This window comes from Mesorhizobium sp. M0621 (assembly GCF_040320745.1).
Classification (GTDB): Bacteria; Pseudomonadota; Alphaproteobacteria; order Rhizobiales; family Rhizobiaceae; genus Mesorhizobium.
The window spans coordinates 206,820-222,201 of the sequence record NZ_JAMYQF010000003.1; the positions used below are offsets into that span (position 1 = coordinate 206,820).

Here is a 15,382-nt window from a genome sequence, read left to right on the forward strand (position 1 = left end):
ATATACAGCCATGATCTGCAAACCGCCGGGCGCAAGCCTGGCGGTTTTGCGTTGCCTATAGTTTACCCGCCAGATACCCCAACACGAAGGCCACGATCAGCCCGGCGGCGACGACAAATCCGCTCCGCCCGCCAAGCGTGTGCAGGCCGATGCCGTACGGCCGCTGCGACAGGCTTCGGATCACTGTTGGCGACCCGGCATCGCTCAGGCCAGAGGTGCGCATCTGCGGCAGGTCTCCAATGCGCTGCGTGATCTGCTTCCAGCGCTCTTCGCCCGCAGGTTCGGCACGGTCGAAGACATGCATGCGCTCGGCAAGCTGCACGACCGCGTCGCGGAAGGCGGGATCGATCGCAAGGTCGCGCTCGGCCCGTTCGCGGTCGGCGTCGTTCATCAGGCCGAGCACATAGTCGCCTGCCCGCGCGATGCGATCGCTTTCACTGGCCACGGCGTGCACCCTCCCCTTTCCTCACCAGTGCGGCGGCTTGGTTACAGGCACGTCGTCTCCTGCCTGCTCCTCCAGCGCCAGGAAGCGGTCGGTCAGCGCATCGAGCTTGCGCTGCATGCGCTCGATCACCTTCCACTGCTCGGCGATCTGGCCGGACAGTTCCTCGATGGTCTTCTCCTGTTCGGCGGAGCGGATCTCCAGCGTCGTCAGCCGGTCGGCGGGCATGATCATTCAAATCCCCAGTCTTTCACAGCGATGTCTCGCACTACGTTGCGCAGCGATGCGAATGTCGGCTTTGCCATATTAGCGAATGTGAGGGCCCCGGCCACGTTGGAAATTGACAAGCGCACCGGGATTTGTCGAGAGTGACCCTGCTTCGGCCAATTGGCATGGACGGAGCGTCATGCTAGGCGTTTTGACCAAGCGATAAAAAAAAGAGTGGGACAGGCTGCATGGCGCAAGCCGCAATCGAGCTGATCGGCATCGACAAGAGTTTTGGCGCCGTGCGCGCCAACCGCGACATCAATCTGGAGATCGCGCGCGGTACCATTCACGGTATCGTCGGCGAGAATGGCGCGGGCAAGTCGACGCTGATGTCGATCCTCTACGGCTTCTATCAGGCCGACAGCGGCGAGATTCGTGTCGGCGGCCAGCCCGCCTCGATCAAGACCCCCAATGACGCGATCGCGCTGGGCATCGGCATGGTGCATCAGCACTTCATGCTGGTCGACAATTTCTCGGTGCTGGAAAACGTCATCCTCGGCGCCGAGAGCGATGCGCTGCTGAAGCGCAGCATCGCCAAAGCGCGCTCCGAACTGGAGCGGCTGGAGCGCGAATACGGGCTGGAAGTCGATCCCGATGCGATCGTCGAGGAATTGCCGGTCGGCCTGCAGCAGCGTGTCGAGATCCTCAAGGCGCTCTATCGCGGCGCCGAGATCCTGATCCTCGACGAGCCGACGGGCGTGCTGACGCCGGCCGAGGCCGACCACCTGTTCCGCATCCTCAGGCAGTTGAAGGACCAGGGCAAGACGGTGGTGCTGATCACCCACAAACTGCGCGAGATCATGGCCATCACCGACACGGTGTCGGTCATGCGCCAGGGCACGATGGTGGCGACGCGCGAGACCGCCAAGACCACGGTCGAGGAGCTGGCCGAGCTGATGGTCGGCCGGCGCGTGCTCTTGAGGGTCGAAAAGGGCGAGGCGGAAGCCGGCGGCGTCAAGCTCGCGGTCAAGAACCTGACAGTAAAGGACGCGCGCGGCGTCACCATGGTCGACGACATCTCCTTCGATATCAGGGCCGGCGAGATCGTCGGTATCGCCGGTGTCGCCGGCAACGGACAATCCGAACTGCTCGAGGCGATCTCCGGCATCAGGCGCGCCGTGTCTGGCTCGGTCATGCTCGACGGCAAGCCGATCGACCTGACCGGTGCCGCCGACCCCGGCGAGCTTCGCGACCGCGGCCTGGCGCACGTGCCGGAGGACCGCCATCATGTCGGGCTGGTGCTGGCCTTCGAGGAGAACGAGAATTCCATCCTCGGCTATCACGACGATCCCCGCTATTTGAAAGGGCCGTTCCTCAACATCGACGCCATACGCAACGATGCCAAGGACAAGATCGCCAAATACGATATCCGTCCGGCCGATTGCAGGTTGAAAACCGCCAATTTCTCCGGCGGCAACCAGCAGAAGATCGTGCTGGCGCGCGAGATGGAACAGGACCCCGGCGTGCTGATCGTCGGCCAGCCGACGCGCGGCGTCGATGTCGGCGCCATCGAATTCATCCACAAGCGCCTGATCGCCATGCGCGACCAGGGCAAGGCGGTGCTGGTGGTGTCGGTCGAGCTGGACGAGATCCGCTCGCTCTCCGACCGCATCCTGGTGATGTTTGCCGGCCGCATCGTCGGCGAGCGCGGCCCGGAAGCAACCGAGGGCGAACTCGGCCTGCTGATGGCCGGCGTCGAGCATCAGGAGGCAGCGGAATGAGCACGCCCTACGCCAAGCTGCCGGCCTGGGCCGACTACGGCGTGATCCCGGTGATCAATCTGTTCGTTGCCTTCGTCGTCGCCGGCTTCGTCGTGGTTCTGGTCGGCGAAAACCCGTTCCGCGCCGCCGTCATCCTGGTCGAGGGCGCCTTCGGCAAGGGGACTGGCATTGCCTTCACCCTATTCTATGCCACGACTTTCATCTTCACCGGCCTGTCCGTGGCGGTTGCCGCGCATTGCGGCCTGTTCAACATCGGCACCGAGGGCCAGGCCTACATCGCCGGCCTCGGCATCGCCATTGTCTGTCTGTCCTTCGACAGCGTGCTGCCATGGTGGCTGACATTTCCGCTGGCCATCGTCGCTTCGGCGGTCGTGGGCGCGTTGTGGGGACTCATCCCCGCCTATCTGCAGGCCAAGCGCGGCTCGCACATCGTCATCACCACCATCATGTTCAACTTCATCGCCGCCTCGATCATGGTTTACCTGCTGGTCGGCCCCTTGAAGCCGGCAGCGTCGCAAGCGCCGCAGACGCGCAACTTCCTCGCCGGCGCGGAATTGCCTAAGCTCAACTGGATCATCGAACTGTTCGGTGCCAAGATCCGTTCGGCACCGCTGAACATTTCCTTCCTGCTGGCGCTGGTCATGGCCTTCCTGGTCTGGCTGCTGATCTGGCGCACCAAGCTCGGCTATGAGATGCGCACCTACGGTCACAGCCCGAAAGCGGCGCGCTATGCCGGCATTTCGGAAACCCGCATCATCATCACCGCCATGATGATCTCGGGCGCGCTCGCCGGCATGATGGCACTCAACCCGGTAATGGGCGACCAGCACAATGTCGCGATCGATTTCGTTTCCGGCGCCGGTTTCGTCGGCATCGCCGTGGCGCTGATGGGCCGCCTGCACCCCATCGGCATCGTGCTGGCGGCGATCCTGTTCGGCATGCTCTACCAGGGCGGCGCCGAGCTTGCCTTCGAGATGCCGGCGATCAGCCGCGACATGATCGTCATCATTCAGGGTCTCGTCATCCTGTTTGCCGGCGCGCTCGAGCACATGTTCAGGCCTTACATCCAGGCGCTGTTCGCCTCGTTCAATCCGAGGTCGGTCGGCATGGAAGCGGTCAAGAGCAAGGGTGCCTGAGATGGATGTGTTCAACGCAATCGTCCAGACACTGGATTCGACCATCCGCCTCTCGGTGCCGCTGCTGCTGGCATGCCTCGCCGGCCTCTATTCGGAACGCGCCGGCATCTTCGACATCGGTCTCGAAGGCAAGATGCTGGTCGGCGCCTTCGCCGGCGCGGCGGCGGCTTCCGTGTTCCATTCGGCCTTTCTCGGCCTCGGCATGGCCATCCTGATCTCGGTCGCCTTTGCCATGATCCACGGCTTTGCCTCGATCACCCATCGCGGCAACCAGATCGTCTCCGGCGTGGCGATCAATTTCATCGCCGCCGGATCGACCATCATCCTCGGCCAGGCCTGGTTCCAGCAAGGCGGGCGCACGCCGGCGCTGCAACCGGGCGAGCGCTTCGAGGCCATCATCTGGCCCGGCGCCGATGCCATCCACGGTGTGCCGATCATCGGACCGATCTATGCCGAGCTGCTGTCGGGCCACTCGATCCTGGTCTATCTCGCCTTCCTGATGGTGCCGTTTACCTGGTGGGTGCTGTTTCGCACCCGCTTCGGCCTGCGCCTGCGCGCCGTCGGCGAGAACCCGGCCGCCGTCGACACCGCCGGCATTTCCGTCGCCTGGCTGCGCTATCGGGCGCTGATCTGCACCGGCATCCTCACCGGCATCGCCGGCGCCTATCTGTCGATGGTACAAAATGGCGGCTTCGTGAAGGACATGACCGCCGGCAAGGGCTACATCGCGCTGGCAGCCCTGATCTTCGCCAAGTGGAGGCCGGTCAACGCCATGTTCGCCTGCTTGCTGTTCGGTTTCCTCGACGCGCTGTCGATCCGCCTGCAAGGCTCGCCGCTGCCCATCATCGGCAAGGTGCCGGTGCAGTTCATGCAGGCGCTGCCCTACATCCTCACCGTCATCCTGCTCGCCGGCTTCATCGGCAAGGCCATTCCACCGCGCGCCGGCGGCGTGCCCTACGTCAAGGAACGCTGAGCCGGCCGGCTTTGTGCCGGGTTTTGGACACGATCATCGGAGAGAACACCTGAATGTCGCATGACCTGTTCGAGGCCGCCAAGGCTGCCATGGCCAAGGCCTATGCGCCCTATTCGAAGTTTCCGGTGGGCGCCGCCTTGCGCACCGAGGATGGGCGCGTCTTTACCGGTGCCAATATCGAGGTCGCCTCCTACCCGGAAGGCTGGTGCGCCGAGACCACAGCGCTCGGCCACTACATCATGGGCGGTGGCGGCAAGATCGTGGAAATCGCCGTTCTTGCCGAGCGCATGGCGAAATGCTCGCCTTGCGGCGGCTGCCGGCAGCGGCTGGCGGAATTCTGCCGGCCGGAAACCAAGCTCTATCTCTGTGACAATGCCGGCGTGGCCGAGACCGTGACCATGGGCGAGATGCTGCCCTATGGCTTCCGCGGCGACATCTTGAAATGAAGACGTGGCTCAAATGAAGAATTGGCTGAAATGAAGAGCTGGCTGAAATGACGGAAAAGGCGCTGGATCATCTCATCGAAAGACTGGACGGCCTGGCGCCGTTGACGGCGCTGGTGCTGGGTTCGGGCCTGGGCGGGCTGGTCGACCAGATCAAGGATCCGATCCGCATCTCCTATGCCGAGCTGCCGGGCTTTCCCAGAAGCGGCGTCACCGGCCATGCCGGCGAAGTGGTGGCGGGGCTGTTTGCCGGTGTGCCGGTGCTGATGCTGTCCGGCCGCGCCCACTATTATGAGCACGGCGTTGCTGCGGCGATGCGCCCGGTGCTGGAAGTGCTTGCCGGCATCGGCATCACGAAACTGATCCTCACCAACGCCGCCGGTTCGGTCGATCCGGACATGCCGCCGGGTTCGGTGATGCTGATATCGGACCACATCAATTTCTCGGGCAGCAACCCACTGATCGGCGAACCCAGCGACCGCCGCTTCGTCGGCCTCACCGAAGCCTATGATGCCGGCATCCGCAAGGCCATCGAACGGGCGGCGAAAGCGACCGACACCACACTGCACAAGGGCGTCTACATGTGGTTCTCCGGCCCGTGCTTCGAGACGCCGGCCGAAATCCGCATGGCGCGCATCATGGGCGCCAACGCGGTCGGCATGTCGACCGTACCGGAGGTCATTCTCGCCCGTTTCCTCGGACTGCGCGTCGCCGCCTGTTCGGTCATCACCAATTTGGCTGCCGGCATGACCGGGGCCGAGCTCTCGCACCAGGAGACCAAGGACATGGCACCGGTTGGCGGCGCGCGGCTGGCAACGATCCTGCAACGCGTGTTCCGCGACGGACTGCTGGAGAGCTGATGCTTCCGCAGGAAATCATCCGCCGCAAGCGCGATGGCCTGAGGCTGTCGGAGCAGGAGATCGCCGGCTTCGTCGAGGGCGTGACGTCAGGCGCCGTTTCGGACGGCCAGGTGGGTGCCTTCGCCATGGCGGTGTTCTTCAACGGCATGAGCCGCGACGAGGCGGTGGCGCTGACGCTCGCCATGCGCGATTCCGGCGACGTGCTCGACTGGTCGAACCTGCCCGGCCCGGTCACCGACAAGCATTCGACCGGCGGCGTCGGCGACAATGTCTCGCTCATGCTGGCACCGATCGTCGCCGCCTGCGGCGCTTATGTGCCGATGATATCAGGCCGGGGCCTTGGCCACACGGGTGGCACGCTGGACAAGATGGATGCCATCCCCGGCTACGCCAGCCAGCCCGATATCGCACTGTTTCGCAAGGCGGTGCTTGAAACCGGCTGCGCCATTATCGGCCAGACCGCCGACCTCGCACCCGCCGACCGCCGGCTCTATGCGATCCGCGATGTCACCGGCACGGTCGAATCAGTGCCCTTGATCACCGCTTCGATCCTGTCGAAGAAGCTGGCGGCCGGGCTGCAGTCGCTGGTGCTCGACGTCAAGGTCGGCAACGGCGCCTTCATGGAGAAGTCGCGCGACGCGACCGCACTGGCCAACAGCCTGGTCGAAATTGCCAATGGTGCCGGGCTGAACGCCTCGGCGTTGATCACCGGAATGAACGAGCCGCTGGCGTCGGCCGCCGGCAACGCCGTCGAGGTGCGCAATGCCGTCGATTTCCTCACTGGTCGGTTTCGCGACCATCGGCTGGAGGATGTGACGCTGGCGCTGGCCGCCGAAATGCTGCAGTCGGCGGGGCTGGTGTCGTCCAACCAGGATGGCATGCGGCGCGCCACCGAGACGCTCGCCAGCGGCCGTGCCGCCGCCACCTTCGCGCGCATGGTAGCCGCGCTTGGCGGTCCCGCCGATTTCATCGAGAAGCCGGAAAAATATCTGCCTGCGGCTGCGACCGAATTTGCCGTCAAGGCGACCGCAAACGGCTTCGTCACCGGCATCGCAGCCCGAGACATCGGGCTCGCCGTGGTTGGCCTGGGAGGCGGACGCACGCGGCCGGACGACAAGGTCGACCCTGCGGTCGGCATCACCAGGCTGTTGCCTATCGGTGCGGAGGTCAGGCTCGGCGACCCGCTGGCACTGGTCCATGCCCGCTCATTGGCCGATGCCGAGGCCGCCGCCGCCGCCGTGCTTTCGGCCTATACGGTCGGCGCTTCGAAGCCGGCCGCCGACAAGTCGGTCATCCGGCGGATTCTGCCGCGCGGCTGAGCAATTCCAGGAAAAGTGTGTAACGGTTTTCCCGGGAAAAGCGCATAGCGCTTCCCTTGGGAATTGCGGAAAACAAATAGGACTTTACTGGACGAGCAGCAGCGCGCCATTCTCGGCCTGGTATTTGCTGAGCCGGTTGAGGAAGCTCATGCCGATCAGATTGGTGCGCAGCGCCCTGTCGTCGAGCACGATGGTCTGGACATCGTTGACCGTGATGTTTCCGATCTGCAGGCGGTCGATCATTGCCACGGCTGCCTTGATGGTGCCGTTGGCGGTGCTGACTTCGTGGTTGAAATCGGAAGCGTTCAACGACAGGCCGATCCTACGTGCTGTCGAGGTGTTGATGGCGACCAGCGTGGCGCCGGTGTCGATCATGCCGTCGATCTGACGTCCGTTGAGCTTGAAGGCCGACGAGAAGTGTCCGCGCTCGTCTGCCGCAACGACCACCTTGCGGCCCATCGGCAGCGCCGCCACCGGCTTGTCGGGGACCGATGCCAGGTTGACGTTCGGTTGGGCTCCAGCCGCCTGTTTGCCCGGCACCGTCGATTTCAGCAGGTTTTCGACGAATTGCGGATTCGCCTGATACACGATCGGTATCGATGCCGACGTGCCGGCGAAAACGCCGAGGATAAGAAGTTTGCGCAGCATGGACCGGCCTCGCCGCATGACCCGAAAATCGGGATCGATTTTCGGGTCATGCGCAAAATCAAAGTGCTACAGCGTTATTTGCGCGTCCGAATGGACGCGCGGCGCTGTAGTGAGAGCCGATCCTTAAGCCCGGATGGTGTTTGCCGCTTTAACACGCGCCAAAACCCCGCCTTTGCGTAAATATTTGGTAAATCGTACCAGGCAACTTTGGCTGGTACTATTTGGTCCCGTACATGCGATCACCGGCATCGCCGAGGCCGGGCATGATGTAGCCCTTCTCGTTGAGCTGGCGGTCGATTGAAGCGGTGAAGACGGGAACGTCCGGATGCGCCTTTGTGAAGCGCTCGATGCCTTCGGGCGCCGCCAGCAGGCAAAGGAAGCGGATGTTGGTGGCACCGCGCTCTTTCAGCTTGTCGATCGCCGCGATCGCCGAATTGGCGGTCGCCAGCATCGGATCGACGACGATGACCAGCCGGTCACCGAGATCGCTCGGCGCCTTGAAGAAATACTCGATCGCTTCCAGCGTTTCGTGATCGCGATAGAGACCGACATGGGCGACGCGGGCCGCCGGCACCAGGTCGAGCAGGCCTTCCAGCAAGCCGTTGCCGGCGCGCAGCACCGAGGCGAAGACCAGCTTCTTGCCCTCCAGCGTCGGCGCTTCCATGGTTTCCATCGGCGTCTCGATCGTCGTCGTCGTCAGTTCGAGGTTGCGAGTGACCTCATAGCCGAGCAGCAGCGATATTTCGCGCAGCAGCCGGCGGAAGCCCGCCGTCGAGGTCTCCTTCTTGCGCATGATGGTCAGCTTGTGCTGGACAAGCGGATGGTCGATGACGGTGACGCCCTGCATAATGTGCTCCGAGCCGCGATGGAAAGTGGTGAATGGTGAATAGTGAATAGTGAATGGGTTTGCGAGTCTTTTGCGAGATGCGGAAAGGTAATGCTTGACAGGCAGACAGGGCCTCCCACCATTCACCATTCACCATTCACCATTCACCATTCACCATTCACCATTCACCATTCACCTCTTCGCATCGAGCCGGGCAAGAAGTGCTGTCTTGGTCTTTTTGTCGACGAAAGCGGCTTCGATGGCTGTACGGGTAACGGCGGCCAGCGCCTTTTCGCTCATCGCGAAATGCTCGGCGGCAATGACGTATTCGCGCTTCAGCGAGGTCCAGAAATAGGGCGGATCATCGGAATTGAGCGTCACCTTGCAGCCTGCCGCCTGCAGGGACGGAAACGGATGGTCGGCAAAACTGTCGAACACCTTGAGCGCGATGTTGGAGCCGGGGCAGCATTCCAGCACGACGCCCTCGTCGGCGATGCGCCGGACAAGGTCCGGATTTTCGATGGCACGCACGCCATGGCCGATGCGCGACGGGCGGATATGGTCGAGCGCCGCCTGGACGGTCTCCCAGCCTGTCAGTTCGCCGGCATGGATGGTGATGCCGAGCCCAGCCTCGCGGGCGATCTCGAATGCCCTGACATAATCCTCCATCTCGCCGATGCGCTCATCGCCGGCAACGCCGAAACCGGTGACCAGCGGGTGCCCGCAACGCGCCGCGAAACGCGCCGCCTGCTCGATCGACTCGACGCCGACATTGCGCACGCCGGTAACGATCATGCGGCCCTCGATGCCGGTCTTGGCCTTGGCGCGGGCCATGCCTTCGCCAAGCGCGTCGGTATAGGCCTTGGGCGACAGCCCGGCCTTCCTGGCATGGTCCGGCGAGGTGAACACCTCGGAATAGATCGCCCCGTCGCGGGCAAGGCTGGTCAGATAATGATCGGCCAGCCGCGCATAGTCCTCCTCGGTCCGGAACAGATCGGAGGAAAAGTCGTAAGCCGCGAGGAAGGACGTGAAATCGTGCCAGACGAACGAACCGTTCTGGATATAGGGCGAGGTGTCCTTGCCGTATTTCTGCGCCTGGCGGATGACGAGTTCTGGCGACGCTGCCCCTTCGATGTGGCAGTGCAGTTCCGCTTTCAAAGGCATTCAAACATCCCGTCGGTCAGTCCAGGTCTCGAAAACCGCCACCTGGAAGCGCGGCTGAACACCGCGCCTTAAACAATAGCGCCCGCACCATCGATCGGCTATGGTCCCGCCGGTTTTATGACGGATCAAAAAAATGTCAGTTGAGAGAACCACGGCCGCGGGCGGCATGGAAACCTCCTATGGTTTCAAGCGTGTAGGGGCTGGCGACAAGCAGTCTCTGGTCAACGATGTTTTCCACAAGGTCGCCAACCGCTACGACCTGATGAACGATCTGATGTCGGCTGGCCTGCACCGGCTGTGGAAGGACGCCATGGTCACCTGGCTCAATCCTCCAAAAAGGATCGGCTGGCGCGTCCTCGACGTTGCCGGAGGCACCGGCGACATCGCCTTCCGCATCGTCGATGCCAGCCACGGCAATGCACATGCCACCGTGCTCGACATCAATGGCTCGATGCTGTCCGTCGGCCGCGACCGCGCCGAAAAGAAGGGCCTGTCCAGCAACACCGATTTCGTCGAGGCCAATGCCGAGGAACTGCCTTTCGCCGACGCCACATTCGACGCCTACACCATCGCTTTCGGCATCCGCAACGTGCCGCGCATCGATGTCGCGCTCAGCGAAGCGTTCCGCGTGCTGAAGCCAGGCGGGCGCTTCCTGTGCCTGGAATTTTCCGAAGTCGAGATGCCGCTGCTCGACAAGGCCTACGAAGCCTGGTCGTTCAATGCCATTCCGAAGATCGGCAAGATGGTCACCGGCGACGGCGAGCCCTATTCCTATCTGGTCGAATCGATCGCCAGGTTCCCCAACCAGCAGAATTTCGCGACTATGATTTCCCGCGCCGGCTTCGATCGCGTTTCCTTCCGCAACTATTCCGGCGGTATTGCCGCGCTTCATTCGGGCTGGAAGCTTTGAGGCCGGGGGGCATTTCTCACATTCGACATGCGCGATGCCGGTTCAAAGAGCCGGCAGGACGGGCGCGGCCATGAGCACCGTCAGCGCTGGATTTCGGCTCGTAAGGGCCGGCTGGGTGCTGGTGCGCGAGGGCGTCGTTGCCGCCTTGCCCGGCGAGGAACTGTCCGGCCTGCCGAAATTCGGCTGGCGGCTGGCGCGGCTGTTCACCCGCCGCCGGGCACTTGCCTATGAGCGCAGCGACAGACTGGCCAAGGCGGTCGTCCGGCTCGGTCCCTCCTATGTCAAGCTCGGCCAGTTCCTGGCGACACGGCCCGATGTCGTCGGCAACGACATGGCACTTGATCTCGCCATGTTGCAAGACAAGATGCACACCTTCCCGAGGACCGAGGCGATTGCCGCGATCGAGGCCTCGCTCGGGCGCAAGGTTGGCGATCTCTACGCGCAATTCGGCGACCCGGTCGCAGCCGCCTCCATCGCCCAGGTCCATGCCGCCGACACCCTCCACGACGGCGTTGCCACCAAGGTGGCGGTCAAGGTGATCCGGCCGGGGGTGCGCCGCCGCTTCTTCCATGATCTCGAAAGCTATTTCCTCGCCGCCCGCCTGCAGGAGAAATACATCCCCTCGTCACGCCGGCTGCGGCCGGTCGAGGTGACCGAAACGCTGGCGCAGACCACCAAGATCGAGATGGATCTTCGCCTCGAAGCGGCCGCTCTCTCGGAATTGGGCGAGAACACCAAGGATGATCCCGGTTTTCGCGTGCCATCCGTCGACTGGGAGCGCACCGGCCGTGACGTGCTGACCATGGAATGGGTCGACGGCGTCAAGATGAACGACATAGCCGGCCTTGCCGCTGCCGATCATGATCTGAAAACCATCGCCGCCAACCTGATCCAGTCGTTTCTGCGCCATACGCTGCGCGACGGGTTCTTCCACGCCGACATGCATCCGGGAAACCTGTTCGTCGAGGCAAACGGCACCATCGTCGCCGTCGATCTCGGCATTGCCGGACGTCTCGGCAAGAAAGAGCGCCGCTTCCTCGCCGAAATCCTCTACGGCTTCATCACGCGCGACTATCTGCGCGTCGCCGAGGTGCATTTCGAGGCCGGCTACGTGCCGCGCCAGCACAATGTCGCGGCCTTCGCGCAGGCGATCCGGGCGATCGGCGAGCCGATTCACGGCCAGCCGGCCGAGACCATTTCGATGGCCAAGCTTTTGACGTTGCTGTTCGAGGTAACCGAACTCTTCGACATGGCGACCCGGCCGGAATTGATCCTGTTGCAGAAGACCATGGTGGTGGTCGAGGGTGTCGCCCGCACGCTCGACCCGGCTTTCAACATGTGGAAGACGGCCGAACCGGTGGTAAGCGGCTGGATCGCCGGCAACCTCGGACCGCGTGGCATGATGCTCGATGCGCGCGATGGCGCCAAAGCGCTGCTGACGCTGGCCCGCCAGGCACCCGAGCTTGCGGCGCGCACCGATCGGCTGTCGCGCGAGATCGACCTGATGGCCGAGCATGGCCTACGCTTCGATGAGACAACCGCTCACGCCATAGGCAAAGCCGAGGCACGTTACAGCCGCTCCGGCCGCCTGGCGCTGTGGGTGATCGCGCTGACGCTGGTCTATATCGCCTGGAAAATCATCTAACGCCCAGTCGCTGATGGGGTTCGATTTCGCAAACTTGCGGCGGTTTGAGTGCATTGCTATCATTGCCATCAATAGCCAAAACGAAGTGCAATCACATGGCCAGCATCACGATCCGCAACCTGGACGACGAGGTCAAGGAGTTGCTGCGCCGATTGGCGGCGGAAAACGACCGCTCCATGGAAGAGCAGGCGCGGGTCATGATCCGGGCCGCTGTCGATGGGCAGATCGGCCCCATGGGTCGCATCGACCAGATCGAAAGAACGCTGCGCGAGTTGACCAGCGTGCGCGGCGCGGCGACCCCGGCTAACGCGCCGGCAGACAAGAGGCTGCCGCGCGGCCTCTCCGGCAAGCGCATCCTGCTCATCATCGGTGGTGGAATTGCCGCCTACAAGGCGCTGGATCTGATCCGCCGGCTGCGCGAGCGCGGTGCTGCGGTCCGGGTGGTGATGACATCGGCCGCACAGGAATTCGTCACCACGTTGTCGGTCGGCGCGCTCTCCGCCGACCATGTCTTCACCGAATTGTTCGACCGCAATGACGAGCACGATGTCGGCCACATCAGGCTGTCGCGCGAGGCCGACTTGCTGGTGGTGGCGCCAGCCACCGCCGACCTGATGGCCAAGCTTGCCAATGGCCACGCCAACGATCTGGCCTCCACCGTGCTCATCGCCACCGACAAGCCGGTGTTGATGGCACCGGCCATGAACCCCAGGATGTGGGCGCATCCGGCCACCCGCCGCAACCGCGTAACGCTGCAGAAGGACGGCGTTGCCTTCGTCGGTCCAGCCAAGGGCGAGATGGCCGAAAGCAATGAAGCGGGCGAAGGCCGCATGGCCGAGCCGCTGGAGATCGTCGCCGCCATCGAGGCGCTGCTCGATGTCAGCCCCAAGCCGCTGTCGGGGCGCAAGATCATCGTGACCTCCGGCCCGACGCACGAGCCGATCGACCCGGTGCGCTACATCGCCAACCGTTCGTCCGGCAAGCAGGGCCACGCCATCGCGGCAGCTCTGGCCAGGCTCGGCGCCGATGTGCGTCTCGTCTCCGGCCCAGTCGGTATTGCCGATCCCACCGGGGTGAAAACCATCCATGTCGAACGGGCGCAGGAGATGCGCGATGCGGTGGAACAGTTGCTGCCCGCCGACGCGGCGGTGTTCGTCGCCGCCGTTGCCGACTGGCGCACGGAGAATTCAGCCGGTGAGAAGATCAAGAAGGTCGCGGGCGAAGGGCCGCCGGTGCTGCGTATGGTCGAGAACCCCGACATTCTCGCCGGGATTGGCCATCACAGCCAGCGACCCGGCCTCGTGATCGGCTTCGCCGCCGAGACACAGGATCTCTTGCGCAACGCCGAGGCCAAGCTCCGGAAGAAAGGCGCCGATTTCATCGTTGCCAACGACGTGTCGCAGTCCAGCGGCGTCGGTCCGTCGGGCGTGATGGGCGGCGATCGCAATCGGGTGCGGATCGTGTCGAAGGCCGGCGTCGAGGAATGGCCCGAGATGAGCAAGGACGAGGTGGCGGCGCGGCTCGCCGCCCTGATCGCCGAACGGCTGAAAACGATCGTCGTTTGAGCCGACGCAAAGACGTTGTGCCGCTACGTCAGCTGCAGTGACGCACCGCCCCTGCCGCGAGACGGCTTCAGGCGGCGCGCTTCAGGTCCTGCGGCTCCACATGACCTCTGCGGTCAATTGGTCAAGAGCTCCGCGGTTCGGGCAAGCGCGCCGGCGAAGCCGTTAAGCGGAATGGAAAAGCTCACCGCCTGTCCGGTGTCGGCCGCGAAAGCATCGATCTTCAGAGTGGTGCCTGACTTCAGCAGCGGCGTGACCGTCGCATCGAGCGCCACCGGCACCAGACATCCGACGGCCTGGCAGGTGTTGAATGCCAGGCTGCCGTCCAGCTTCTGGTCGTCGATGGACAGACTGACCCCCTTGGCCAACGCCAGTCCGAACGGCAGTGCAAGCGTTCCCGTGGCGTCCGCGCCGGTCTTGCTCGACAGCTCGATCGCCAGCAGGCGCTGGTTGGTTTGCTTGTTGAATTGCTGATGCGACAGACTGCAGGTCTTGGTCGCGCCTGATATCTGGCAATTGACCGTCCAGTCGCCATGGGTTTCGGACAGTGCCGACGCGCCACCAGGCAGCTGCGGCGCATCGGCGGCGGGCGGCGCCGCCACCTTGGTCTGCGCTGCCACGGCCGGCACACCCATGGCGCAGGCAACACCCAGCATCGCCACGAGATACGCGTACTTCCTCATCAAGATCCCTCCCGCCCGGCCCCGCCTCGGGCCAGCTGGAAGCTGACCTTGAGAGACGCGCTGATCGCGTTCTGTTTAACCGTTTCGCCGAAGGCGCCATCATACCTGACGGACATGCCGACGCCATTGACGCCATTCAGCTCAAGGCCGGCGCCGATCCGATAGAGCGGCGAAACGACGGCTTCCGTCAAGTGCAATGCGAAGTTGCCAGGCAGATTCTAAGCCGCCGCCAGGGGTCATTCGGCGGTCGACAAGCCGATCTCGTTTCGATCGACGCCTGGACATGGCACAGCCGGACAGACGCCCCTATATTAGGTGCAGGATTTCATCACGCGGGAATGAGCGGATGTCAGCGTTTCGACCATCAACGATTTTCACATCGGCAATGCTGGCCACGGCAATGCTGCTGGTGGGCGTCTGGCTGCCCGCTTCGGCGCAGGCCCTCAATTCCGCCACCGGCAACAACGCGCTGATCCGGCAGAACGACCTGCAAATCCTGCAAAACAGGGTACAGCGGCAGCAATATCAGCAGCAACAGCAGCAGTATCGTGCCCAGGACCGCCAGGTCGTTCGGCAACCACCACCGGTCGTGCAGCAACTCAAGCCAAGCTGCCAGACGCAGATAATCGGCACCACCGCCGTGAGCAATTGCCGCTGACATCCAGGCGTTTTTCATTTATTTAGCCGACTTATGTGTTCGTGGTGCCTTTCGGCACACGCGAAAGTTTTGGTTTTGCAACGATGCCTTGTCGCGCTATGCGGCATTGCATCGACTGGATTGAC

At 63.5% G+C, this 15,382-nt stretch carries 17 protein-coding genes; 10 read left to right on the top strand and 7 right to left on the bottom strand.

Translation table 11 applies throughout. The features are described from left to right. Window positions 1–55: 55 nt before the first annotated feature. Together NKI38_RS03710 and NKI38_RS03715 are read right to left on the bottom strand one after the other, a co-directional pair. Window positions 56–445: a hypothetical protein gene (locus NKI38_RS03710; protein ID WP_352654872.1), complete on the bottom strand. Its 390-nt coding sequence runs from the start codon at window positions 443–445 to the stop codon at window positions 56–58. A 21-nt stretch (window positions 446–466) separates the two neighbouring features. Continuing rightward, window positions 467–676 carry a SlyX family protein gene (locus NKI38_RS03715; protein ID WP_502899244.1) on the bottom strand — a complete coding sequence of 70 codons (210 nt, stop codon included), beginning with the start codon at window positions 674–676 and terminating at the stop codon, window positions 467–469. Between the two features lie 221 nt (window positions 677–897). Here NKI38_RS03715 and NKI38_RS03720 point away from each other — a divergent pair, with 221 nt between their 5' ends. From NKI38_RS03720 to deoA, 6 genes are read left to right on the top strand one after another with little or no spacing between them, the layout of a single operon-like run. Continuing rightward, window positions 898–2,430 carry an ABC transporter ATP-binding protein gene (locus tag NKI38_RS03720; protein ID WP_352654874.1) on the top strand — a complete coding sequence of 511 codons (1,533 nt, stop codon included), beginning with the start codon at window positions 898–900 and terminating at the stop codon, window positions 2,428–2,430. Continuing rightward, a complete protein-coding gene (locus NKI38_RS03725; RefSeq protein WP_352654875.1) occupies window positions 2,427–3,566 on the top strand; it encodes an ABC transporter permease in 1,140 nt (379 codons plus the stop codon). The genes NKI38_RS03720 and NKI38_RS03725 overlap by 4 nt, the downstream gene beginning before the upstream one ends. Before the next feature lies 1 nt (window position 3,567). Further along, on the top strand, window positions 3,568–4,539 hold the full coding sequence (locus tag NKI38_RS03730; RefSeq protein WP_352654877.1) for an ABC transporter permease: 972 nt from the start codon (window positions 3,568–3,570) through the stop codon (window positions 4,537–4,539). A gap of 53 nt (window positions 4,540–4,592) precedes the next feature. Beyond that, window positions 4,593–4,985, top strand: a complete 393-nt coding sequence (gene cdd, locus NKI38_RS03735; protein WP_109658878.1) for a cytidine deaminase — start codon at window positions 4,593–4,595, stop codon at window positions 4,983–4,985. A gap of 47 nt (window positions 4,986–5,032) precedes the next feature. Then, window positions 5,033–5,842 (top strand): purine-nucleoside phosphorylase, encoded by an 810-nt coding sequence (locus tag NKI38_RS03740; RefSeq protein WP_352654880.1) that lies wholly within the window; start codon window positions 5,033–5,035, stop codon window positions 5,840–5,842. Then, on the top strand, window positions 5,842–7,161 hold the full coding sequence (deoA, locus tag NKI38_RS03745; protein ID WP_352654882.1) for a thymidine phosphorylase: 1,320 nt from the start codon (window positions 5,842–5,844) through the stop codon (window positions 7,159–7,161). Before NKI38_RS03740 ends, deoA begins: the two co-directional genes overlap by 1 nt. An 84-nt stretch (window positions 7,162–7,245) precedes the next feature. Here deoA and NKI38_RS03750 read toward each other — a convergent pair whose 3' ends face one another. The 3 genes from NKI38_RS03750 to NKI38_RS03760 form a co-directional block, all read right to left on the bottom strand. Further along, on the bottom strand, window positions 7,246–7,809 hold the full coding sequence (locus tag NKI38_RS03750) for a TIGR02281 family clan AA aspartic protease (RefSeq protein WP_352654884.1): 564 nt from the start codon (window positions 7,807–7,809) through the stop codon (window positions 7,246–7,248). Between the two features lie 217 nt (window positions 7,810–8,026). Further along, window positions 8,027–8,656, bottom strand: a complete 630-nt coding sequence (gene upp, locus NKI38_RS03755) for a uracil phosphoribosyltransferase (RefSeq protein ID WP_352654886.1) — start codon at window positions 8,654–8,656, stop codon at window positions 8,027–8,029. 171 nt (window positions 8,657–8,827) lie between these two features. Next, window positions 8,828–9,799 carry an adenosine deaminase gene (locus NKI38_RS03760; protein ID WP_352654888.1) on the bottom strand — a complete coding sequence of 324 codons (972 nt, stop codon included), beginning with the start codon at window positions 9,797–9,799 and terminating at the stop codon, window positions 8,828–8,830. Window positions 9,800–9,932: 133 nt separating this feature from the next. Between NKI38_RS03760 and ubiE the strand changes: the two genes are divergently transcribed. The 3 genes from ubiE (at window position 9,933) to coaBC (ending at window position 13,919) form a co-directional block, all read left to right on the top strand. Next, window positions 9,933–10,709 (top strand): bifunctional demethylmenaquinone methyltransferase/2-methoxy-6-polyprenyl-1,4-benzoquinol methylase UbiE, encoded by a 777-nt coding sequence (ubiE, locus tag NKI38_RS03765; RefSeq protein WP_352654890.1) that lies wholly within the window; start codon window positions 9,933–9,935, stop codon window positions 10,707–10,709. Between the two features lie 70 nt (window positions 10,710–10,779). Beyond that, the gene (ubiB, locus tag NKI38_RS03770; RefSeq protein WP_352654891.1) at window positions 10,780–12,354 is read left to right on the top strand and encodes a 2-polyprenylphenol 6-hydroxylase; all 1,575 of its coding nucleotides are present in this window, start codon (window positions 10,780–10,782) and stop codon (window positions 12,352–12,354) included. Window positions 12,355–12,449: 95 nt separating this feature from the next. Further along, window positions 12,450–13,919 (top strand): bifunctional phosphopantothenoylcysteine decarboxylase/phosphopantothenate--cysteine ligase CoaBC, encoded by a 1,470-nt coding sequence (gene coaBC, locus NKI38_RS03775; RefSeq protein WP_352654893.1) that lies wholly within the window; start codon window positions 12,450–12,452, stop codon window positions 13,917–13,919. A gap of 113 nt (window positions 13,920–14,032) precedes the next feature. Here the strand turns inward: coaBC and NKI38_RS03780 are convergent, their stop codons facing one another. Continuing rightward, complete coding sequence (locus tag NKI38_RS03780) at window positions 14,033–14,599, bottom strand: invasion associated locus B family protein (RefSeq protein WP_352654894.1); 567 nt, start codon at window positions 14,597–14,599, stop codon at window positions 14,033–14,035. Next, window positions 14,599–14,790 carry a hypothetical protein gene (locus tag NKI38_RS03785; RefSeq protein WP_352654895.1) on the bottom strand — a complete coding sequence of 64 codons (192 nt, stop codon included), beginning with the start codon at window positions 14,788–14,790 and terminating at the stop codon, window positions 14,599–14,601. Before NKI38_RS03785 ends, NKI38_RS03780 begins: the two co-directional genes overlap by 1 nt. 155 nt (window positions 14,791–14,945) lie before the next feature. On the opposite strand from NKI38_RS03785, the gene NKI38_RS03790 reads away from it, so the two are divergent. Beyond that, window positions 14,946–15,257: a hypothetical protein gene (locus NKI38_RS03790; protein WP_352654897.1), complete on the top strand. Its 312-nt coding sequence runs from the start codon at window positions 14,946–14,948 to the stop codon at window positions 15,255–15,257. The last annotated feature ends 125 nt before the right edge of the window (window positions 15,258–15,382 follow it).

Excerpts from the sequence above, each read along its gene's own strand:
- NKI38_RS03725 (WP_352654875.1), top strand. The coding sequence starts at position 2,427 with ATGAGCACGCCCTACGCCAAGCTGCCGGCCTGGGCCGACTACGGCGTG.
- NKI38_RS03720 (WP_352654874.1), top strand. The coding sequence starts at position 898 with ATGGCGCAAGCCGCAATCGAGCTGATCGGCATCGACAAGAGTTTTGGC.
- NKI38_RS03760 (WP_352654888.1), bottom strand. The coding sequence starts at position 9,799 with ATGCCTTTGAAAGCGGAACTGCACTGCCACATCGAAGGGGCAGCGTCG.
- NKI38_RS03730 (WP_352654877.1), top strand. The coding sequence starts at position 3,568 with ATGGATGTGTTCAACGCAATCGTCCAGACACTGGATTCGACCATCCGC.
- ubiE (WP_352654890.1), top strand. The coding sequence starts at position 9,933 with ATGTCAGTTGAGAGAACCACGGCCGCGGGCGGCATGGAAACCTCCTAT.
- upp (WP_352654886.1), bottom strand. The coding sequence starts at position 8,656 with ATGCAGGGCGTCACCGTCATCGACCATCCGCTTGTCCAGCACAAGCTG.
- cdd (WP_109658878.1), top strand. The coding sequence starts at position 4,593 with ATGTCGCATGACCTGTTCGAGGCCGCCAAGGCTGCCATGGCCAAGGCC.
- ubiB (WP_352654891.1), top strand. The coding sequence starts at position 10,780 with ATGAGCACCGTCAGCGCTGGATTTCGGCTCGTAAGGGCCGGCTGGGTG.
- NKI38_RS03740 (WP_352654880.1), top strand. The coding sequence starts at position 5,033 with ATGACGGAAAAGGCGCTGGATCATCTCATCGAAAGACTGGACGGCCTG.
- NKI38_RS03790 (WP_352654897.1), top strand. The coding sequence starts at position 14,946 with ATGTCAGCGTTTCGACCATCAACGATTTTCACATCGGCAATGCTGGCC.
- coaBC (WP_352654893.1), top strand. The coding sequence starts at position 12,450 with ATGGCCAGCATCACGATCCGCAACCTGGACGACGAGGTCAAGGAGTTG.
- NKI38_RS03750 (WP_352654884.1), bottom strand. The coding sequence starts at position 7,809 with ATGCTGCGCAAACTTCTTATCCTCGGCGTTTTCGCCGGCACGTCGGCA.
- NKI38_RS03780 (WP_352654894.1), bottom strand. The coding sequence starts at position 14,599 with ATGAGGAAGTACGCGTATCTCGTGGCGATGCTGGGTGTTGCCTGCGCC.
- deoA (WP_352654882.1), top strand. The coding sequence starts at position 5,842 with ATGCTTCCGCAGGAAATCATCCGCCGCAAGCGCGATGGCCTGAGGCTG.
- NKI38_RS03715 (WP_502899244.1), bottom strand. The coding sequence starts at position 676 with ATGATCATGCCCGCCGACCGGCTGACGACGCTGGAGATCCGCTCCGCC.